The organism is Polynucleobacter sp. JS-JIR-5-A7 (assembly GCF_018687935.1).
Lineage (GTDB): Bacteria > Pseudomonadota > Gammaproteobacteria > Burkholderiales > Burkholderiaceae > Polynucleobacter.
The window spans coordinates 1,724,414-1,745,600 of the sequence record NZ_CP061308.1; the positions used below are offsets into that span (position 1 = coordinate 1,724,414).

24 protein-coding genes are annotated in these 21,187 nt (G+C 41.5%); 10 read left to right on the forward strand and 14 right to left on the reverse strand.

The window, feature by feature from the left end:
* Positions 1 to 4: 4 nt before the first annotated feature.
* From AOC29_RS09035 to AOC29_RS09045, 3 genes are read left to right on the forward strand one after another with little or no spacing between them, the layout of a single operon-like run.
* Complete coding sequence (locus tag AOC29_RS09035; protein WP_215295670.1) at positions 5 to 1,246, forward strand: FAD/NAD(P)-binding oxidoreductase; 1,242 nt, start codon at positions 5 to 7, stop codon at positions 1,244 to 1,246.
* Positions 1,247 to 1,249: 3 nt separating this feature from the next.
* The gene (locus AOC29_RS09040) at positions 1,250 to 2,059 is read left to right on the forward strand and encodes a sulfite exporter TauE/SafE family protein (RefSeq protein ID WP_112205047.1); all 810 of its coding nucleotides are present in this window, start codon (positions 1,250 to 1,252) and stop codon (positions 2,057 to 2,059) included.
* 13 nt (positions 2,060 to 2,072) lie between these two features.
* The gene (locus tag AOC29_RS09045; protein ID WP_112205049.1) at positions 2,073 to 2,381 is read left to right on the forward strand and encodes a high-potential iron-sulfur protein; all 309 of its coding nucleotides are present in this window, start codon (positions 2,073 to 2,075) and stop codon (positions 2,379 to 2,381) included.
* A 61-nt stretch (positions 2,382 to 2,442) separates the two neighbouring features.
* Here the strand turns inward: AOC29_RS09045 and AOC29_RS09050 are convergent, their stop codons facing one another.
* The 7 genes from AOC29_RS09050 to AOC29_RS09080 form a co-directional block, all read right to left on the reverse strand.
* Positions 2,443 to 3,162 (reverse strand): Crp/Fnr family transcriptional regulator, encoded by a 720-nt coding sequence (locus tag AOC29_RS09050; protein ID WP_251369981.1) that lies wholly within the window; start codon positions 3,160 to 3,162, stop codon positions 2,443 to 2,445.
* A gap of 111 nt (positions 3,163 to 3,273) precedes the next feature.
* Positions 3,274 to 4,290 (reverse strand): cytochrome d ubiquinol oxidase subunit II, encoded by a 1,017-nt coding sequence (locus tag AOC29_RS09055; protein WP_215295671.1) that lies wholly within the window; start codon positions 4,288 to 4,290, stop codon positions 3,274 to 3,276.
* Between the two features lie 3 nt (positions 4,291 to 4,293).
* Positions 4,294 to 5,637 carry a cytochrome ubiquinol oxidase subunit I gene (locus tag AOC29_RS09060; protein ID WP_251369982.1) on the reverse strand — a complete coding sequence of 448 codons (1,344 nt, stop codon included), beginning with the start codon at positions 5,635 to 5,637 and terminating at the stop codon, positions 4,294 to 4,296.
* Between the two features lie 272 nt (positions 5,638 to 5,909).
* Positions 5,910 to 6,524: a class I SAM-dependent methyltransferase gene (locus AOC29_RS09065; RefSeq protein WP_215295673.1), complete on the reverse strand. Its 615-nt coding sequence runs from the start codon at positions 6,522 to 6,524 to the stop codon at positions 5,910 to 5,912.
* Positions 6,525 to 6,548: 24 nt separating this feature from the next.
* Complete coding sequence (locus AOC29_RS09070; protein WP_215295674.1) at positions 6,549 to 7,505, reverse strand: DUF6803 family protein; 957 nt, start codon at positions 7,503 to 7,505, stop codon at positions 6,549 to 6,551.
* Between the two features lie 74 nt (positions 7,506 to 7,579).
* On the reverse strand, positions 7,580 to 7,945 hold the full coding sequence (locus AOC29_RS09075) for a hypothetical protein (RefSeq protein WP_215295675.1): 366 nt from the start codon (positions 7,943 to 7,945) through the stop codon (positions 7,580 to 7,582).
* A 21-nt stretch (positions 7,946 to 7,966) separates the two neighbouring features.
* On the reverse strand, positions 7,967 to 8,239 hold the full coding sequence (locus tag AOC29_RS09080) for a heavy-metal-associated domain-containing protein (RefSeq protein WP_215295676.1): 273 nt from the start codon (positions 8,237 to 8,239) through the stop codon (positions 7,967 to 7,969).
* Positions 8,240 to 8,283: 44 nt separating this feature from the next.
* Here AOC29_RS09080 and AOC29_RS09085 point away from each other — a divergent pair, with 44 nt between their 5' ends.
* The 3 genes from AOC29_RS09085 (at position 8,284) to AOC29_RS09095 (ending at position 10,131) form a co-directional block, all read left to right on the forward strand.
* Entirely contained in the window at positions 8,284 to 8,910 is a 627-nt protein-coding gene (locus AOC29_RS09085) for a Crp/Fnr family transcriptional regulator (RefSeq protein WP_215295677.1), read from the forward strand.
* 7 nt (positions 8,911 to 8,917) lie between these two features.
* Positions 8,918 to 9,688, forward strand: coding sequence for an energy transducer TonB (locus tag AOC29_RS09090; RefSeq protein WP_215295678.1), 771 nt, complete (start codon positions 8,918 to 8,920; stop codon positions 9,686 to 9,688).
* A 92-nt stretch (positions 9,689 to 9,780) separates the two neighbouring features.
* Positions 9,781 to 10,131, forward strand: coding sequence for a DUF3147 family protein (locus tag AOC29_RS09095; protein ID WP_215295679.1), 351 nt, complete (start codon positions 9,781 to 9,783; stop codon positions 10,129 to 10,131).
* 328 nt (positions 10,132 to 10,459) lie between these two features.
* Here the strand turns inward: AOC29_RS09095 and AOC29_RS09100 are convergent, their stop codons facing one another.
* The 3 genes from AOC29_RS09100 to AOC29_RS09110 are packed head-to-tail and all read right to left on the reverse strand — an operon-like array spanning position 10,460 to position 12,176.
* A complete protein-coding gene (locus tag AOC29_RS09100) occupies positions 10,460 to 10,690 on the reverse strand; it encodes a hypothetical protein (RefSeq protein ID WP_215295680.1) in 231 nt (76 codons plus the stop codon).
* A complete protein-coding gene (locus AOC29_RS09105; RefSeq protein WP_215295681.1) occupies positions 10,687 to 11,481 on the reverse strand; it encodes a hypothetical protein in 795 nt (264 codons plus the stop codon). The genes AOC29_RS09100 and AOC29_RS09105 overlap by 4 nt, the downstream gene beginning before the upstream one ends.
* 59 nt (positions 11,482 to 11,540) lie before the next feature.
* Positions 11,541 to 12,176, reverse strand: coding sequence for a hypothetical protein (locus AOC29_RS09110; protein ID WP_215295682.1), 636 nt, complete (start codon positions 12,174 to 12,176; stop codon positions 11,541 to 11,543).
* A gap of 137 nt (positions 12,177 to 12,313) precedes the next feature.
* Here AOC29_RS09110 and AOC29_RS09115 point away from each other — a divergent pair, with 137 nt between their 5' ends.
* A complete protein-coding gene (locus AOC29_RS09115; RefSeq protein ID WP_215295683.1) occupies positions 12,314 to 13,174 on the forward strand; it encodes a hypothetical protein in 861 nt (286 codons plus the stop codon).
* Here the strand turns inward: AOC29_RS09115 and AOC29_RS09120 are convergent.
* A complete protein-coding gene (locus tag AOC29_RS09120; protein WP_215295684.1) occupies positions 13,171 to 13,743 on the reverse strand; it encodes a site-specific integrase in 573 nt (190 codons plus the stop codon). The genes AOC29_RS09115 and AOC29_RS09120 overlap by 4 nt on opposite strands.
* 376 nt (positions 13,744 to 14,119) lie before the next feature.
* Here AOC29_RS09120 and AOC29_RS09125 point away from each other — a divergent pair, with 376 nt between their 5' ends.
* From AOC29_RS09125 to AOC29_RS09135, 3 genes are all read left to right on the forward strand, one after another.
* Positions 14,120 to 14,758, forward strand: coding sequence for a hypothetical protein (locus tag AOC29_RS09125; protein WP_215295685.1), 639 nt, complete (start codon positions 14,120 to 14,122; stop codon positions 14,756 to 14,758).
* 653 nt (positions 14,759 to 15,411) lie between these two features.
* Entirely contained in the window at positions 15,412 to 15,849 is a 438-nt protein-coding gene (locus tag AOC29_RS09130) for a DUF6641 family protein (RefSeq protein WP_215295686.1), read from the forward strand.
* A 26-nt stretch (positions 15,850 to 15,875) separates the two neighbouring features.
* Complete coding sequence (locus tag AOC29_RS09135) at positions 15,876 to 16,241, forward strand: hypothetical protein (protein ID WP_215295687.1); 366 nt, start codon at positions 15,876 to 15,878, stop codon at positions 16,239 to 16,241.
* A 203-nt stretch (positions 16,242 to 16,444) separates the two neighbouring features.
* On the opposite strand, the gene AOC29_RS09140 is transcribed toward AOC29_RS09135, so the two are convergent.
* From AOC29_RS09140 to AOC29_RS09150, 3 genes are all read right to left on the reverse strand, one after another.
* The gene (locus AOC29_RS09140) at positions 16,445 to 17,791 is read right to left on the reverse strand and encodes a hypothetical protein (protein WP_215295688.1); all 1,347 of its coding nucleotides are present in this window, start codon (positions 17,789 to 17,791) and stop codon (positions 16,445 to 16,447) included.
* 247 nt (positions 17,792 to 18,038) lie between these two features.
* Positions 18,039 to 19,712, reverse strand: coding sequence for a restriction endonuclease subunit S (locus AOC29_RS09145; protein ID WP_215295689.1), 1,674 nt, complete (start codon positions 19,710 to 19,712; stop codon positions 18,039 to 18,041).
* Complete coding sequence (locus AOC29_RS09150; protein ID WP_215295690.1) at positions 19,709 to 21,184, reverse strand: class I SAM-dependent DNA methyltransferase; 1,476 nt, start codon at positions 21,182 to 21,184, stop codon at positions 19,709 to 19,711. Before AOC29_RS09150 ends, AOC29_RS09145 begins: the two co-directional genes overlap by 4 nt.
* Between the last annotated feature and the right edge of the window lie 3 nt (positions 21,185 to 21,187).

Below are 21,187 nucleotides of genomic sequence, written 5' to 3' on the forward strand. Positions count from 1 at the left end.
AAAGATGAGTAATCAACATCAAAATATAGAATATGACGTGTTAATTGCAGGTGGTGGTGCGGCAGGCTTGGGTCTGGCTGCAAGCCTAAAAAACCGAGATCAAACACTAAAAATTGGTGTTATTGAGCCATCAGAGCATCACTACTACCAACCCTCCTGGACTCTGGTGGGTGGAGGCGCGTTTAATGTTCGAAATAGCAAAAGAAATACAAAAGATGTCATACCCAAAGGCGTTACTTGGATTAAAGACAAAATTATTGGATTTAACCCAGATGCGAATGAAGTCAATGTTTCGTATGGAGACCCAATTAAATATAAGTATCTTGCAGTAGCAACAGGGTTAAAAACAAATTGGAATGCCATCCCAGGCTTGATAGAAAGTATTGGGAAAAATGGTGTGACTTCAAACTATAGCTATGACTACTCCCCTTACACATGGGAGTTAGTTCAGCAAATGAAATCAGGTAAGGCAATTTTCACACAGCCGCCGATGCCAATTAAATGTCCAGGAGCTCCACAAAAGGCAATGTACTTATCTTGCTATGAATGGGAGCAACAAGGAAAACTCAAAAATATTGAAGTGGAACTAAACAATGCTGGCGCAGCTTTATTCGGTGTTGCAGACTTCGTGCCACCTTTAATGGAGTATGTAAAAAAATATAACGCTCAATTAAATTTTAATTGCAATCTGATCTTAATTGATGGGCCCAACAAGAAAGCGACCTTTGCAGTCAAAGATGCTGATGGCAATACAACACAAGTTGAAAAGTCATTCGATATGCTCCACGTCGTACCACCTCAAGGGCCACAGGATTGCGTCAAAGGAAGCCCCTTAGCAGACACAGCAGGCTGGGTAGAAGTTGATCAATTTACTTTGCAACATACTCGCTATCCAAATGTTTTTGGTTTGGGTGACTGTTGCTCATCGCCAAACTCTAAAACAGCTGCTGCTGCCAGAAAACAAATTGTTGTAGTTGCTGAGAACTTATTAGCACACAAACATCATCAAGCAATGCCACTTAAGTATGATGGTTACGGCTCCTGCCCTCTTACCGTCGAGAGGGGAAAAATTGTCCTTGCAGAATTTGGCTTTGGTGGAAAACTCCTGCCAACATTCCCATGGTTAATCAATCCACTTAAAGCCACTAAGCTTGCATGGATCTTAAAGAAAGATGTGCTTCCTTGGCTTTATTGGAATGCCATGCTTAAAGGTAGAGAGTGGCTTGCTCGTCCATTTGAAAATTAACAAATGGAAAATATGTTAATTGCTCCAGCGCTTGGAGTATTCATTGGCGTACTGATGGGGCTTACTGGAGCTGGGGGCGGCATTCTTTCGGTGCCCCTGCTCGTGTTTGCCTTTCACATGCCGATCTCGGAAGCCGGCCCCATTGCCCTGACTGCTATTGCCCTCTCTGCTGGGGTCGGTGCACTCATTGGATTAAGGACCAAAGTTCTGCGTTACAAGGCTGCCTTGTTTATGGCGCTCTTTGGACTTATCCTCTCCCCCGTGGGTTTATGGGTTGCACAACGCGCTCCGAATACGCCACTGCTATTATTGTTTAGTGGAGTATTAATTTACGTCGCAGGCAGAATGTTCATTCAGGCCACTCAAACGATTGCCGGTAAAGCACCCGAATTGACTAAGCCGCCGCCATGCCAGCTCGATATGTCAATTGGGAAATTAATTTGGACAGTACCTTGCGCCAGATCTTTGATGTTTGCTGGCGCCTGTGCGGGCTTCTTATCAGGATTACTCGGGGTTGGAGGCGGCTTCATTATCGTGCCATCTCTTAAGAAGTTTACAGATCTTCCAATGAAGGCAATCGTAGCTACATCATTGGGTGTCCTTGCTATGGTTTCTGCCGGGGGTGCAGCAATATCGCTAGCGTCAGGCATTTTAGATTTTTCGATTGCCGCTCCATTTGCCATTGGATCTCTAGTGGGTCTGCTAATTGGCAAAGTCTTAGAAAAAAATATTAGTGGCCCAAGAGTCCAACAAATCTTTTCTGTTTTCACTTTTTTAGTTGCTTTGAGTCTTATCTATAAATGCATTATTTAACCTGGAGAAATATATGAAACCAACCCGTCGTCAATTCATGATCATGTCAGCTGCTGGTGCTGCTACTTTGGCATTAAACAGCAAGGTTCAAGCCCAAGCAATGGTTGCTGAAACTGATCCACAAGCTGCCGCTTTGGGCTACAAGGCTGATGCCTCTAAAGTAGATAAAGCTAAGTACGCTAAATATGCTGCTGGCCAACAATGTAGCAACTGCGCCCTGTATCAAGGTGCTGCTGGTTCTGCTGCTGGTGGCTGTTCTTTGTTTGCTGGCAAGCAAGTTTCAGCTAAGGGCTGGTGCTCTGCTTACGCTAAAAAGGCGTAATTGCTGATTTTGCATTAATGCCAATACAAGGCTGCTTCGGCAGCCTTTCTTTTCACAATAATTAAAGGCCGCGCTCTGAAAAAGCACGAAGTGCATCAATACTGGGGACTTGGACTGTAAGCCTACTAATATTTGATATTAGTCCCTGCTCTGACATAGATGCTAAGGCCCTACTAATGGTTTCAAACTTTACATCCATCATCAACCCCATATCTTCGCGCTTAAACAATGGCGCAACTGCGGAATTACCAGATGGCTTTGCTAGCTTCAGAAAAAACCGTGCAAGCCTAACTTCGATCCTACCGGTATTAATCTCAGAGAACCATGACTCCGATTGCGATAAAGCCTCCCCCCATTTTTTAACGATTTGACGATGAAGGCGTGGAGACTCTTCACCAAGGGTAGAAATAATATTTTTAGGAATTCTGCAAAGACGAATATTGGTTAGAGCTGTCGCAGAGTGAGAGTAAAGATCACTCAATAAAGCTTCCATCCCAAATAAATCGCCAGGAGTCACAACGCGAACAATCCTCGTGGAGCCATCTGGATTGAGATGGAGTAACTTTATATACCCCTCCCGCAGAGTATATAGATGTGATGATGAATCATTCTGGGAATAAATTAATGAATTAGCTTCATACTTTAAATCGTCAATTGGGGCATGTATTTTCGAAAAGTCTTCCTCATTTAACTCTGCAAATAAAGCAGAGTTTCTGATAGAGCATGACCCACAGTCGCTCTGACCTTGCCACGCAATCTTGATGTCTACCGGCTTCATCATGGATTTATCTTCAAATTACTTTATACAGTTTTATGAATATATGCGTATATACGCATACATATATATGTACAAGGTCATATATAAGATGAATAATAAACGGTGTGAACAGGTTTAATAGTAAGTAAGCGCACTAGCTTTACCCTTAAATATCCGATATGAAAAAAGCGTATACCCCAAAATAGTTGGGAGCACGATGATTGCTCCCCAAAAAATTACCCATAGAGACTCAGTGGCTGCAGCAGCCTGCCATAAAGTCATTTTGCCAATGATGACATATGGAAAAATACTATAAGCAATGCCAAAGAATGCCAGCCAAAAGATCGCAACAACAAAAGAAAATGGTAACCACTCTAGCTTACTAGCACCCCGCTCTAAGGATTGGATAGAGTGATTTGTGAGCAGAAATAAAATAGCGGTTGCCAGTGGTACCGGTGAGAGCCAAAGAATTTGTGGCCATGCAAACCATTTGTTCATGATTTCAGGGCTAAAGTATGGTGTGGCAGCCGAGACCAATGCAATACCAAATCCAGTGAGCCATAAACTGGTTTTAGCCCATCGAAATGATTGCTGCTGAAGTTGTCCTTCTGTTTTTAAAATCAGCCATGTTGACCCAAGCAGCACGTAACCTGCTGGTAAACATATTCCAACCAGCAGTGAAAAACCCCAACCTAAAATTCCTGAATCAAACCCCACGATCAGGCGGCCGATCATGATGCCCTGAGAGACTGAAGCAATCAGACTACCGATATAAAACAATAAATTCCAAAGCGGCTTTTGTTCAATATTGACCTTAACCCTAAAGTCAAATGACACGCCTCGAAGAATTAACCCCATCAACATCGCCGCTACAGGTAAGTAGAGCTCAGTTAGTATCGGCCCATGAGCCAATGGAAACGCGACAAGTAATAGGCCAACACCTAAAACAATCCAGGTTTCGTTGGCATCCCAAAAAGGGCCAATCGATGCAATCATCATATCTTTGTCATGGTCTGATGCTCGATTGAGCAGCATTCCAATTCCTAAGTCGTAACCGTCCAGAACTACATAAGACAGCATGGCAAATCCCATGGCGACAAAGAAAAATAGCGGGAGCCAGACAGATGCTTGGGTATAGTCAATTGAGGTCATAACTTAAGTCCTAAAAAGACTCCACGAAGTTTCAGATTGCTTTTCAACTTGAGTTTTGGCGTTTTCTTTATCGTCAGCCTGGCGAGCCAGATAGAAGACAACCCAAATATAAGCAGCTAGTAAACCCATATATAAAGTTAAGTAGGCGAAAAGAGTAGAAAAGACCATGCTTGTTGGCAAAGTGGTTGCGGCTTGTGCAGTGGTCAGCACTCCAGTGACCAAATAAGGTTGTCGCCCAATTTCAGTTACGTACCAACCGGCTAAAACGGCAACCCAGCCAGAGAAGGTCATCAGCACTAAACCTTTGGCCAACAACTTTGGTAGAGGCCGATTTTGACGCATCTGCCAACGTCCCAACCATGAAAATAAGAGCATTAAGACACCAACGCCAACCATCACTCTAAAAGCAAAAAATACAGGGGCAACAGGAGGAATCTTATCTCCAAAGTCATTCAATCCCTTGACCTCACCATCCCAACTATGGGTTAAGTAAAAAGACGCCAACTTAGGAATGCTTATCTCATAGTCGTTAGTACGAGTTTGTTTATTGGGTATCCCAAAGATTACTGCAGGCACACCAGTACCGCCATTCCAAATTCCCTCCATAGCGGCTAGCTTTGCAGGTTGATGATGAAGCGTATTTAGGCCATGTAGATCTCCAAGCATAATTTGAATGGGCGTTAAAACCATGGCAGCAGTGAGCGCCATTTTCATCACCATCAAATTTGCTTCCGAGCGGCTATTACGAAGGTAGCGGTAAGCAGAAATACCGGCTAAGAAAAACGATACTGTTAAAAATGAAGCTAACATCATGTGCCCCAGGCGATAAGGCATCGATGGATTAAAGATGATGGCTATCCAATCAACGGCATGCGCTCTGCCATCAATCATGGTAAAACCCTGCGGAGTTTGCATCCATGAATTTAAAGCAATAATCCAAAAGGCTGAAAGGCTCGTCCCAAAAGCCACCAAAAAAGTAGCTAATGTATGCACTCTTTGCGAAACACGCTTTGCACCAAATAGCATGACGCCTAAGAAAGTTGCCTCAAGGAAAAAGGCTGTTAGGACTTCATAGGCCAATAATGGACCGGCAATATTGCCAACGGTTTCCATGTACCCAGGCCAGTTTGTTCCAAACTGAAAGCTCATCGTGATACCACTCACGACACCTAAAGCAAATGTTAAGGCAAAGACTTTGATCCAGAACTGATATGCCTCTTTCCAGCAATCTAACCCAGTCCTGTTGTGTTTAATCTTGAAGTAGAAAAGGAACCAGCCTAAGGCAATCGAAATAGTCGGGAACAAAATATGGAAGGAAATATTTGCACCAAACTGGATTCTGCTCATAATAAGTGTGTCCAACATCCTATTGCCCCTTATTTTTGATGTACTTTTTTATTATCCTCTTAACCACTATGAATTGCTGAGCTTGGCTTTATACCCATCTCATTTAATCGACCGTTAAGACAATGCGAGCGTCAAACCTCAAAATGGATTAATTTACGGGGAGTTGATGATGGCTGACCTATAGTGCCGTGAAAATTAATGTGTAAAGTGTGTGGAGTTTGCCTACACACTTTCTAGCATGTCCAGCGTTACTTAAATGTAACGTCCATCCTCTACTCCATCCTACAAAAGCAATATAGAAACTGTTGCGTAGTGCCCATTGGAGTTTGATGTAGCTCTGTTGAGCTATTAATTAGCTTGAATGTCTTACCGAACTGCCCGTGAAGGTTTTCTGAGTCATAGCGAACGACATCCAACCCACTACATTTCTCAGGGCCATCTGGACCAAAAGTGGACATAATCACATAGCCGCCATGCTTAACTGATCGCATAACTTGCTCTACATACTTCACTCGCTGAGCTTGTTCAGTTAAAAAGTGAAAGACTGCTCTGTCATGCCAAACATCAAAGTAGTTTTGAGGCAACGTAGCCTGCGTAATATCAGCACAATACCAATGAACTTTATCGGCTTTTTTGCCAATGCGATCCCTGGCAACATCAATTGCTTTTTGAGAAATATCTAAAACACTAATATCTTGATAGCCCTCAGATAAAAGATCATCGACTAGGGTCGCCTCGCCTCCACCAATATCAATAATGGCAGCATCCTTAATACTTGTGGCTTGATGAATCAGATTTAAGGATGTCTCTAAATGCGGCGCATACCAACTAACTGCATCTGGCGCCTTAGTGCCATAAACCTTTTCCCAATGCTCTTTGTTATCCATGACATCCCCAACCTATTAATAGGCTTACTTTAGCTTATATCCAGCATGACAAGCAACGCATGCCTGTGTTGTATTGCCCAGCGCAATTAATGCGGGCTTGATATTGCCTGTTGCGGCTGTATTTTGAACTTCAATTGCAAACTTACTGGCATTTCGATGCATAGCGGTACCAGCTTCTTGCATGCCCTTTGGCATGAACTTGGAATTTTCATACGCACCATGTAATTTAAGCGTATTCATGCCTAGACGATCCTCTGCAAGCTGTGCAGCTTTGTCATATTGCCCCTTGCCCATTGCCTCTTGTATTAGAGAGATTGTTTGCAAATGATCTCGCATATTCGTCAAGATATGCTCTTTCATCAGCGCAGGAAAATCTACTGCCACTCGATTATCTTGTGTAGTGCCATTACCAGTGTGCATCATATGCATTTGGTGCATTTGTGCCATATCAGCTTCTACAGCTGGCATAGGCGCGACACTCTGCTCACCATGCATCTGGTGTGTATCGGCACCTTTATATCCAAGTAAGGATGGATCTAACATACCGCTAATCATGGCAATGTGTCCGAAAACCAAGAACAAAGCTACACAGATTGCATGAATCTTGAGCTTGCCCATTTGATCAAGGCTTTTATTTACAAAACCAAATTCTTGTAGGGCAATCCAGATTAAAGGTAGACCACCAATCAAATATGTTGATACCGCCACTACATCAATTACGGTGCGCCATTCACCAGCCTTGGTAATAGGCAAAACGACTGTGGTCATTAAGTACGCAATGATGCCAATGAAATACAAGCCCACGGCGGTGCCAGCAAAGCGGTTTAGGTGAAATCCAAATCCATCAAACTTGCGGGTAAATAAAATGTAGAGCTCAGTAATAGCCAAGGTCTCTGCAAGCACTACTGGAATAGCCATAAAAATCAGCAGGTTCCAAGGCTGATTATCAGCAAGTAACTGCATATAGTGAGTCATATTCATTTTTAATCTCCTAATACATCAATGCGCAAAACCACCCGAAGGTGGCTTTGTACCAACTAATAACACTTTATAGTCTATCCGCAGTTTCTGCCTGACATCATTTGCGGACCATGTCCTGCTGGCAAAGTAATGCCTTTTTCTTTGGCGCGCTTTTCCATCTCGGTATGTGTAGCTGTCATGATTGCTTGACGCTCTTCTACTGTCTTGGCATCAATCATCTTGTCCATCATGGCAAGTCGTTCTGCTGGAGTCATCAACTCACGCATGATTTTCATGTTGGCGTTTTGTCCCATCATCTGACCTTGCATCATTTGGCCGCGCATCATGCCTGGGCCCATGCCATTACCCATTGGGCCTTGTTGAGCATAAACACTTGCGATGCCCAATCCAAGACCTAAAGCAGTCACTACGCCAATTACGATTTTGTTTACAGTTTTCATTTTGATTTCCTATTCATTTAGTTAGTTACAGCAACAGCTTGAGCCGCTCTTACAAGAACCACTTTTTGCTTTACTAGATACGTCTGTACTCACTTGTGCCGGATAGCCATCTTCTTCTAAAGCCGCAAAAATCTCTTTCAAGTGTTGCGTGACATAGCCCTCGACCTTGACGGCGCCAGAAGCAAGGTCTACCTCAACCTTCTGCACCCCGGCAATTGAATTAATGGCTTTTTCAACATGCTTTACGCAAGCACCACAAGTCATGCCACTGACAGTTAAATTGATTGTTTCCATAGCAACCTCCTTTGTATGGACTGATTATTGGCTCAATCATCCAAATGGCGTATGATTTAGATCATATGGAACTCTATATTCCTGAACTGCTAAAGGAGCTCCTGCCCAAAGGACTATTGGGGCAATGCCATGCCCATCACTTTGAAAAGGGTGATTACCTTTTCCATCAAGGTGAAAAGCCTGAATACATGTTTTTTGTTGTTTCAGGCGAAGCTGTTCTTACTAGGACTAGTAGCCATGGGGAGCCCACCACCTTACAAAGGTGCAAGGGTGGCTTTCTGAGTGAAGCCAGTTTACTAACAGATGCCTATCACTGTGATGCTATTGTGACCAATAGTGGGCAGGCAATTACGCTGCCTATTAAATCTTTAAGAGATGCGTTGACTGATAGCAAATTCTCAATGAAATGGGTGCAGCTACTTAGCAAAGAGATCATGCGCCTTCGAACACAATCTGAACGATTGGGACTCAAAGATATTCGCAGTAAATTAATTCATCTGATTGAGACCGAAGGCAAACAAGGCGTATTGACACTTCAGTCTGATTTCAAATCGATGGCTTCAGAGATTGGGGTAACGCATGAGGCTTTATATAGGGCTATTGCCTCCCTTGAGAAAGAAGGGTTACTGAGAAAGCAATCGAATTCTTTAGAGTTACTTAAGAAGAAATGATGCTGAATTGACAAAATCACATCGGTTTAGCCCCTCAATTGCCATTTGGCTCTCAATCGCCTTCCACATTGGTCTAATTCTGTTGTGGGCTAAGTATGAAGGCTTTATCCATGCAAAACCTCAAGATAAAAATCCAGACATCATTGAAGTTCACTTAGAAGATCCTATTATTAAAAATAGTAGCGATCAACAACTAGCATCATTAGCGGCACCATCAGCCCCAACTTCGGAAGAGTGGGCATTCGCATCTAAGTACACATTAAAAAATAGTAAAGGCTATAGACACTCTTTTGGTCAACAAGTGCGAAGCATGATGGGAACTGCTGTAGAGGGGCCGGATCAAGGGCATGTGAGATTTAGAATTGAAATTGCCCCAAATGGAACTGTCGCTAAAGTGGAAACACTTTGGAAAACATCAGACAAAGCAGAGCAATTAGCGAAAAAAGCAATGAGGTCTATGCCGCCTCTGCCGCCCACGCCAACAGGTAAGTCACTTATCTTTGAGAGAACAATTTCATTTACACCTTTTGCATCTAATGATGCCCCAGTCTATAGAGATGATTGCCTGCCCGATACACCAGCATCTGGCAATCCATTTGCTTGGGATGGCAAATCACCGCAAGAGATTAAGCAATATAAGCCTGCCGAAAAACTCAGCCCTGAAGCATTAGCAGAGTGCCTCAAACAATTACCTCAGGATTCTATCGAAGGTGTAGCCGCCCATAACCAGCGACAGCTGGATCAATGGGAGTCAAGCAATCTGAATCAAAGAAAGTAGTATTCACATACATACGTCTATGCGCATATATTTGTAATGTCGCTTAAAGCGACCTTCCTATAATGAAGTAGGCCCACACAATAAAGGCTTCTATGGCTTGGATCATCACCAAATATCTACTAACAGCAGGAATGGTTGTATTCATTTCTGAGGTTGCCAAACGCAGTGATAGGTTAGGCGGTTTTATTGCGGCATTACCCTTAATGACTCTTTTAACTCTTGTATGGCTGTATGTAGAAAACCAACCCGAAGAGAAGATAGCTAATCACGCTTATTACACCTTCTGGTATGTGATTCCCACGCTACCTATGTTTCTATTATTTCCATACTTACTTCCAAGGCTGGGGTTTTGGATGACGATGGGTGCGTGTGTAGTAGCGACGAGTATCTGCTTTGGACTGTTTGCTTTACTGATGAAGGGCTTTGGAATTGAACTGCTGTAAAAGTGTGCAGTAATTGCCTGCACACTTTCTTAGCATGCTCAGCGTTACTTAAAGTAACGCTCAAATGACCAAATCTCACCTTTAGTCTCAAAAGCTGGCTTTTTGTGACGTTTAGGTCCTGTTTAGGTTCTCTGGTTATGAGAGCAGATACCCAAGGTAGACCCATATAAACAGGGGCTCTGCGGGTGGTCAGTGCCGGTGTGTAAGCAAATGTGTAAGCAAATTCGTGGATTTAAAGGAGGTGCTAGCTCACTCTTTGGTTTTCATAACCACAGGAATTTTGGAGCAACCATCTAGCACTTCGTTGCTCCAAAGCTTGTATGCCCAATTATTCTGCTTGCCCTCCCTCTTCATGAACCTTCTTGTAAACCAACTCAAACATAGCAGTATTTACATAGTCATAAATCCAATCCTTCCAATCAAAAACTTCATCCCACTGCTCCTCTGAAATATCTAAAACATTATCAAATTCATGCCGCCTTTTAAACCACATGAAGATAACTTCATCCTCTGGGCAGCTTTTGAAAATATCAACAATCTCTTTAGCCGTATATCTCATGATTTCACCTCGCAACTGACGCTTGCTCTCTCACGCTTTAGCTCTCTATTTTTCCGATCCATTTTTGCAATTTCATTTCGAGCTAGATCCATGTTTTTGCATAAATGCTTGGAAAAATGCTTTATTGCTAGATCCTCTAACGCTGGATCTGCTGGTAATTTGCCAATGACGTGGTACTTATTACCAACCCCCAAAGAACATATGACGATTTCATAAGCACAGCTATTAGAATAAATTCCTTCAAATTCTTTCGGGCCATCAAAGCTTGTAAAGGGAGAATCTGCCTTCACAGCTAGGTATGTTTTAGCCAATCGAATTTTCTCTTGTTCAATATCAGCAGAGCCTTCATGATCAGCGCCTGAAATTCGAATCCGCTCAATACCACCATGATGCTCAATAAAACCAACTAGGTTATTAGGAAGAATTCCGCTTTCCCTAGCGCTTTCTATTGCGCGAGCATATCCATGTGCAGTTCTACGATCAGAACGGGTGATATAACGCACGAGCACAGTTAGATCGGGGGTATTTTCTTGCGTACGGATTTGATATTTGTCAGCCAGAACTGAACGCATGATGCTGATCTGTTCAGCTTTATCTATAGCGCTATCCAGCTTGACTGATAACGCATAGATCTTTGCTAACAACTCATAAAGCGCAATGCGACCTGAAACGATGTAGTTTGTATGAAAGCTTTCATGCTCTAAAGCTAAATCATCAGCCTGCCCTATCAAGGTCCTATTCATAACAGCAGTTTTAGCTTTTGTTTCTACTTCAATTAATTCTGTATTCATTTTTGTTTTCCTTTGTGGATTAGTAAGCGTTACTTCAAATAACGCTTACTTTGTAAGATTTAATGAAATGTTTTTTGACCAAGACTTTCAAAATCAAGGCATAAACGTTCGCAGGCCTCATCAATAGCAGACTGAAGGGCCCCACTTCTAGTTGAGGAATCAAGCTCCTCTAGAAAAAGTGACTCAACTTCATAGATCACCTCAAGATCTCTTCTACTTAGAGGCTGTTTTTTTAATACGCGACCAATAGTCAAAGAAAAGTCTTGGAAACGAGACTCACCCAACCGATCCAAAAGAAAATATCCAATCTGCAGATTTAGTTCACTCTCGGTTACATCTAAATCATTAGAAGAATGCGTGCTTGTCATTGCAGACATGTGGTCAATTAAGCCATCACGATCAATAAAATTTACGCCATATTTTTTACACGCTTTTAGACGTGCTTTAGTTACAAGCGAATCCTTCAAACACATGCCATGATGTTCAAAAGTGATCGCATCAATCTTATCCAATACAGCTAAGTCCTTTCTATTTAAAACCTGCTGCTTCTCCACCTTCATCATTGCGTGGCAATAACGCAATAACTCATCACTACTCAAATTTGCTTGAATAGTCTCTCCGGTATCCACTAAACAGACACCACTATAAGAATCAAATACATTTGCTACTGAAGACATCTTTACTGTTGTTTCCATTTCAAAACTCCTTTAAAAGCAGCGAAATTGCTGTATTAATAGAATCTCATAACTAACATTTAATAGAAATTACATTTAAAATGTGATCGTTAAGTGTTAATATATTTTTAAGTTATTAATGAGAAATCGAGTAAAAAATGCTGCCAAATAAGTCAAAGAAAGATTGGGCTACAAAGGGTATCCAGGGCTATGTGATGCTGATGCTCGAATATCTGCGCCTAAGTCCTACTTACGAGCTAGCTAGAAAAGCGAGGGCTGGCAAGCTAACAACTAAAGAGAAGAAGTTATTGCCTGAGGACTTTGACCTAGTTCTTAAGACTTACGATGAATATGGTGATGTAGCTAAAGTGAAGTTTGATGATTGGTGGATCAGTACCGGCATCAATCTATACGGTACTGAATACGTTAAACCTCAAGTACGTCAAATAGCTAATATTGAAAAGAATGAAGAGTATGAGTCTGAGTTTAATAAAGCACTGGAGCATTACTTCAAAACATTTCGCAAACAAGAGGGTTCTGGCCGTGCGCTAATTCTGGCAATTCCACTTGGCATGCCTAAGCGAGCCATCCTAAAGGAAGTTACCAGAGTGATTAATCGGACTGGCGTTACCGTTCCACCCAAAGCCCAAAAAGCCAAACGCTCACTCACAGCCAAACGTTTACGTTCTGCGCCATTATTTATTGGGATTAAATTACTCTGGGCAAAAGCGCAGCATCCAGATTGGGTGAACTGGCGCTTAGGTGTTGTAGCTAAAGTCAGTCCCACTAATGCAATAGGCCTTGATATCAGCGCCACTAAAGCGAGCGCCAAAACAGTCGATCAACGCAACAATATGACTGTACTTACCAGTAGAGCTTTAAAGAAAGCACAGTACATTGCCGAGAACGCAGCTCGCGGCAGATTCCCTGACCCAAAGCCAATCGCCCTGCCAGACTTTGATTACGAAGATATCTATAGGCGCATGCAAATCTCTAACCCAAAGCTTAAAAAAACTTAGATTAACTCTACCGCCCTGCGCTTCATATCATCATTAACATCAATGTATGCCTGTGTAGTACCGATATTGCGATGACCCGCTAAGCTCATCAGCACCCTTACCCCGATACCTTTACTGGCTAAGTTGGTAATAAAACTTCTACGACCACTGTGACTAGTGGCGCCGGATATTCCAGACTCTTTATAGATATGCTTAAAGTGCTGCGTTAATGTATTTGCTGTAAACCCACGTTTTGGGAACTTCTGTGTGGGAAAGAATGCATAGTTGCGGTCTTTAATGGTGATCTCATTGGCAAACGCTTGTAACTCCGCTTTTAGGCGCTCATTTAGGAATACTGTGCGTGGGTGGCGTCCTTTGGTTTGCTCTGGCAATAAGCGGATTTCACTTTTCACCTTGTTTTCACCGTCTAAAACGTCGCATATACGCAGGGCTGCAACTTCCCCTACTCTGAGCCCACCCCAATGGGTTAATAGCAACATAGCCCGGTTACGCACGCTATGTTTGGTGGTTTGTACATATGTCAAAACTTGGGTAAGTTCTGTACTACTAAACGATTTTGCTTGTGGCATATAGCTGTCCTTTAAATGTAATAAATACGCAGCTACAGTATGTTTTCTGATGTTTGGTTTGGACAACCGACTATGGCAGAAATGCCACAGAAAAAAGGGCTTTCGATTTCAATGACTTACAAGATAACTACAGGAAACTATACTTTCCTGTAGTTTTTTATTTAGCTGGTTTTTACTGGAAAACCATGGTGTAAATGGCTAAAGTTGTGGCTAAGATGCCGCGATATTTTGAAGGCTGTTTAAAACGACCGATAAGCGTTTTAAATTGGGGCCAAGCTACCCAAGCCAGCGAAAATGAAAGATCTCCGCTTAAAACTATTCTGTTGTTATAAAAATTAGCTATAGTTACTTAAACAAACTTAATTTGAGGTGAAAAATGTCTACACCTGTAGAAAGCACGTTTACTTTTTATGGCAATGAAAAAATTCGTGAATTAGAAAAAGAAATTATCCGAAGATTTAAGAATGATTTCGATAAAAATACAGATAGTTCTGGAACATACTCGTTTGATAAAAATGCAGAGAGATATTCTGCTGTCACAAGAATACTTTATGGCATGAGTAAAGGCGATGAATTTGATGGTGGTGAATTACTTGGAGCTTATGGTTGCTGGTATTTTGGTTCAACCCATAAGCTTGAGTTTGAAAGTAAAAATATCGCTCCTGAAAAGTTACAAGATCATATTGCTAAGTGCGCTTCAATCATAGATCCCGATGTTGTTGTTCAAATGGATTATAAGGACAATAACCCCTATTTAATTGGTACCAGAATTGTCTGTTTTAACGAATTACTTGGATTCATTGAGCACAAAGAGGAAGAAGAATTAAGCTATAGCTGGTCATGTGATATCGACGATATTGATGATGTATTAGAAGAAGAAACTGACTTAAGCAGGGATGACATCATGTCGTTCCAAGAAATGGATGAGCGAATTGAGGATTTAAGAGAAACTTGTATTGAAGAATTTAATTCAATATCAGGAAGAAATATTGAATTTATTGAAATAGATAGATAGGCGAACTACGTTCTCCTGTGATTTCGCTTGTCGCTCATCACATTTCTTTTTCGTATTAAGAGCTTTTGGAAGATTCAACCTACACTGAGCCTTAAGTAGCAGGCTCAGTAATAGAAAAGGACTTTTGTTGAGTTCTTTACTACACCACTTATGGGCACAACCAGTTTGGGAAGGGCGGTTTCGCTGTCTCCTTTTACGTGCGGCTTGAAACGCAACAATGACAAAAGCAATAAGTGGCTACCTTTGTCTTGTTTGAAAGTTGCCGTGTACGCAGGGCTTTCTCGTGATCTATAGAGCTATGTTCTACAATCTTTGTGCTAATTCATATACTTGATTCATATTAGTCAGCAAGGCTAATGGCGTCCTGTAAAGGATAGTGAATTAAGTCTCTGCTACCGCCCAGAATTTCCGTCTCCGTGATCAACAATGTCCAGTTTTCGGGTGACATAACGACTAGGTGTCACAGCCCTTGTTTCGGTAGTAATAAGTAATGGCATACAAAACGTTCTTTTGTTTTGTCGTCATAGTTATTTAGCAAACCACACAAATTCCTGCTTAATTCTGGATTCTTTTGGTTGCCTATTTTCTGGTTGCCCAACCACCAACTCAGATCATATTGTTATATGTGCCCATTCATTTACCAAGGAGCCAATGTGAGCACACTAGATTCACTTAAATTAGTAGCGGTCACCAAACCAGCTAAATTACCCCCAATTGTCCAAAGAAGAAACAAACTATCTGACAAGCTATGGGAGCAGATCCAACTTGCAGAAGCAAAAAGTAATGGCGGTACATACGCCCCACTTAAGTCCAAACGCATTAAAGATATTGAAGGCAACATCAAGCTACTGGATGTACCAAAGCGCATTAAGCCCTGGTGGTTTACTGCTCAAAATGGCAAAGTCTGCTTAATCCTGCGCTATGGCTCCAAAGCACTTGAAATTTCGCAAGGGAAAACTGCTATAGAGCTAGATAAAGCCAATGAGCTAATCCCAACATTACAAAAGATTAAAGCTGCGGTAGAAGCTGGGGAGCTAGATCATTTAATAGATGTAGCAACTGAAGCAGTAAAACTGGGTTTCAAACACTAGTTACTGGATTGCTAGTAAATACAGTTATGAAAAAATACATCGCAACCATCAAAGTAAAAGGCCAATCCATGAAGACTGCCGTTTTTGCAGATAGCTCCATTCATGCCAGATTAATATTGCAATACCAATTTGGCATGGATTGCATTCTCTCCAGCCCCACTGTATCGACCAAAGAAGATTTGGAATTTGAGCTCTTAGAAGAGATTATTAACAGAATCAAACCAATCAAACCCACTAAGCCCCTTACTATTGATCAAGCTCGTATAAATGACTTAAAACGACAAGATGCCGCTCTGAAACAAAGATTAAAGCGTGAACGTTTTAGGCAAGACCAAAAGCATGATTTACTAAAGCAAATGAATGACCACAACAAGAATCATTCAAATTATTAAAAAATTTACCGCGCAATTTTCAGCGCCATGCGAGATCTCGGCCCCTGGTGATTTAATCTAACCCTCAACCAAAATCAGGCGAAATGACCCGAATTCACCTGATTTTTAAGAATTTTCATATTGATCATTTATCTACCTAAAGACGACTGACAGACATAGTACAAATACTCACAAGCGTTACTTAAAGTAACGCTTGTTTCGACCTAAGCTACCCGCAACTCCCGTTCAGCCCTTTTCTTGCTAGGATAGTTTTCAGCAGCCCTGCTATCCGCCTCAATAAGCTTTCTAGTTGTAGCGCCTCGTAATTGCTCAATAGCCTGTATCACCTGCAAATGGCTATAGTGCCGCTCTATCATTAAGACGCTAGTACCCATCTGTTTGGCTAAGGTATGAATAGGCACCATATCGTGAGTAAGTGCTAACGTGGCATAAGTATGACGTAGGCTATAGAACACCCGCTTTTGATTAGTCTTTGGATCAATGAGCAAACCATGATCCGCTAAGAAACCATCAAACATGTGGTTTAAGACATCACTTAAATCTCTGCCTTCTTTCGTCCTAAAAATGTAGTCATCATTAGTGGGTTTAATCAGCTCAGCCAAAGGATCTTTAATAGAGCTAGCTACTCCATAGTTACGCAAGGCAATACGCTCTAAGACTCTGATGCTTGGTAAGCGTCCAATAATTTGCCTTTGCCCAGTTTTACCTTTTACTGTCATCTCGCAACTACGGTTTAGGCTATGTACTTCAATGACTTCTCCATCCTCGTCCAATTGATCTGTGACTGTACTAATTGGATTCATCATGAAACGGATTTGCTTCCATTTCATATCTAAGAGCTCTATACCTGGTCTTGCACCAGTATCGACCAGCATCTCTACATAGTCTCTAAGGATTTCACGACGCTCGCGCACATCCTTGGTTCGGCCTGACTCTATGTATGGGCCAAGTAGTTTTAATAGCGCTCTCAGTTCATGCAATTCAAATGCTGGACGACGAACACTCTCCTTAGTCTTACCATCTAGCTTAGGACGATTACTGTCAGTTAAGTAACCCCTGACAATGGCTTCATCAAAAACCCTGTTAAATGCGGCATTTTGAGTCTTACGATTGCTGTTTGATATTACCAAGCCGTATCTAGCTTCACGATCATCGTAGTACTGCTGTAGAGCATCGTAATCAATATTGGTAATGAGTCTTTGCCCAAGACTGGGGATGAAATGCTCATTAATAATGCGGATATAGTCTTTGTAGATTGATTTACCTAAGCCGCCCTTTAGATCTCGCTCCATGCGATCAATAGCCAACATGGCGATATCTTTAAAGCGCTTGGTTACTACTGGGATGCCAGAGCGCTTCCGAATCTCGGCTTCTACCAATAGCTCTTTAGCCTTATTGATCGCTAAATCAAGCTGAGTTTCTTTAGTAGTTGCTCGTATCCACTTGTTATCCACCTTATAGCGACATTGCCATACGGCACTATGCTCGCGTTGATAGAGAGTTAGGTTACGGTGTATGAGTTGATGTGTACTTTCTTTTTTAATTGCCATACATATACTTTAGCTTCTGACCACCAGCTAGGACAACCTGATTGGAGGAATTAGTAGGGTCAATTTAGCCAAAAGAACTTGTGGCTAAGAGTGGGGATTAATGGAGGGTTTGTGGGGATACAAGCACCAAAATCTAAGCCCTAGTTACAACTCAAAAAAGTTTATGAATGAATAAACAAGAGCAGACTTACTTACTAAAAAATATGAGAGATTCTTAGGTTGGATAGCCACCGAGGATTTTTAGGTGTTAGGCTAATGCTTGCTCAACAAGCACATCTGATAATTTTTGTTGCTGCTTACTTGCTTTGCAAATGAGATTTTTTAGACTATCGCAAATTAAAAACAACTCGGCAACCTTGTCGGCAATCCTATGCTGCTCCTCGAGAGGGGGCAAAGGAATAAAAGTATTCTTTAGATTATTTTGAGTAATTTGATTAATAGTTGTTGTCTCAACGCCATCAAGCAATCTACGAAATAAATCTGAGTCAAGAAAGATTTTGATATATCTTGCATAAGGGCTTCTTAAGACGGCCATGAAGGCCTCAAATACCATTGGCTCGTTTAGATCATCTATAAGCGCAGATTTGCCAACTAATGATTTACTTCCGTTTCTTGAGCAAATCAATATATCGTTTTTGTTTAAGAAAAGAGATGGCTTGATTGAAGTTGTTACCCTTACCAATTCCGTCAGATCAATTACTCCATTTTGGATATTGGTAGATCTAAGCACGGGAACGCCATCATTTGAAATATCATTTGGAGAATATGTTAGACCAATACTTGTCTCGCCAATTTCCCCCAATTTTGTCAATACCCAACCTTTAGGTAGGATATAACCAGAATTACCGTCCGAGCAATCTTTTAACCCCTGATCTATTTTTTCTCCCGGCATTTGTTCTACAAGTCGGCCCGTTACAGCCAGCATTAAAATACACTTTTTTAATCTTTCAATATCAACTTCTGAAACAAACAAGACATCAAAAAACTTCGACATTCTGATCCAGCAGTTTTTAAATTCATCTGAGTCCCTCGCCTCGAGAAGAGATAAAACTATGCATTCCGCTAACTTTGATCGAGAAAGATTTGATAAGATCATTTTTTCTTCCAGGAAATCACAAATCTTCAAATAATCTTCTACTTTTTCAGCAATTCGATACTGCTCAGAAAGAGGCGGCATCCCAAATGGAATGGATTTAATTTGTTCAGTACTTAAATTTGGTATTGCACTTCCATACGAATTCTTTAAATTTTCAGAAATTTTTGTTGTTAGAAAATAAAAAAGAAATTTTTTAGAGCAGAGGATGGGGTTAATTTTTCCTACGCGCTGATTCAAATACAAAATCTCATCCGTATTGTTAAATCCTAACTTACCAGTAGTCGCACCTGACATTGCAATTAATAAATCCCCTCTAACAACCTTTAAGCTCTCAGGCAAAGAGGCAACGACCGATTGAGGAACATAGGATAGATTGGAAAGGTCTACGCAACCATTTTGTATATCCCCAATCTTTACTATTCCAATTCCTACTGGAATAAAGTGCTTGCTTGAAAATGCATAGCCATTTACAAAATCTATGACCTCACCAACCCTAGTTGCAATCCATCCCTCTGGAAGGGAAAAATCTAACTCATCGTTACTAGCAATCTCGGTGGTTTTAGATTTTTTAATCTCATTCCCACTAACCATTGCCGCTCTTTTAAGTTTAATTTTTGCAAGGAGCTGGGTCGCACTTTCTTCTTCCGACAATTGAGGGGCTAACTTTCCCTTAATTCCCAGATGAATAATTAACGATCTTAATTTATCAACCCCATAAACTCGCCCAAATGATGAGGATTTTCGTCCGCGAGACAAACTATCTTCAAGAGAAGATGCGGTCCATAGATCTAAATGCTCAATAATAAGATCTGCAGCAGACTTCATAAAGAATTTCTGGGAAAAAGTGCGTCTGTTAGGGCATTTTTTAGCTTATCTCTCAAATGCTTAATTTCTTCCTGAAGTGCATCATACTCAGTTAGCAATATTTCTGGATTATGTGCTATCAGCTCACTAACATGAGGGTTCTTAATATCAAGATTGAAGTTTCGCGCCTTAATTGCATCAATCTCTACCTTCCAGGCTTGCTTGCAATCTATGCGCTCTCGAAAACTATCTTCTTCGCATCCCCACCATCTTTTCTCAGCCTCAAATTCCTCAATTTTCATTGGTTTTGTTTTGTTGTAACTCTTTACCCCTTCTGGATAAGGATGTTCGTAAAACCAAATATCTTTTGTTGGGGTGCCCTTAGTAAAGAATAGAAGATTTGTACTAATAGAGGTGTAAGGTGCAAATACACCTTTTGGAAGACGTACGATAGTGTGAAGATTGCATTCTTCTAAAAGCTTTTCTTTGATTCGAGTCTTTATTCCCTCGCCAAATAAAAATCCATCGGGAAGAACTACCGCAGCTCGTCCGCCGGGTTTCAGCATTTGCATAATGAGAACTAAAAAGAGGTCAGCAGTCTCCCTTGTTCTAAATGCTGCGGGAAAGTTCGTTTCAATACCATCTTCTTCCATGCCGCCAAATGGTGGGTTTGTAACCACTACATCTACTCGCTCTGATGGGCCCCAGCTAATTAACGGCCTTGCTAATGTGTTGTCGTGACGGATATTGCTTGGCACATCAATGCCATGAAGAATCATATTTGTTGTACAGAGCAAGTGTGGCATTGGCTTTTTCTCAATGCCAAAGATACTGCCTTGCAGCAGCGCTTCATCTTCTAATGTTCTGACATCATTCTTTCTAATGTGCTCAATTGAGCATGATAAGAATCCGCCTGTACCACAAGCTGGGTCCATTACCATTTCACCAAGGCGCGGATTAACCATCTGCACCATAAATTCAGTTACAGCTCTTGGCGTATAAAATTCACCCGCATTTCCGGCGGCCTGTAAATCCCTGAGGAGTTGCTCGTACATATCGCCAAACAGGTGGCGCTCTTGAGCTTTGTTGAAATCAACACCCTCTTGAATTTTATTGACCACCTGACGAATCAATTGACCAGACTTCATGTAGTTATAGGCGTCTTCAAATACCGAGCGAATAACGTAAGCGCGTTGATCCCCGCCTTTAGCCTCTAAGTTTTGCAGGGCTGGAAATAGGTCATTGTCCAAAAAATGCTTTAGTTCATCACCAGTCATGCCTTCGGCATTGGCCGCCCAATTTCTCCAGCGATATTTTTCTGGAAGCGGCGATTTATATTTATCTTGCAGCAATTCCCACTCGCTCTCACGATCATCAAAGATCTTAAGAAATAGCATCCATACCAACTGACTTAAACGCTGAGCATCCCCATCGACACCTACGTCTTTACGCATGATGTCTTGAATTGATTTAATGGTTGAACTAATACTCATAAG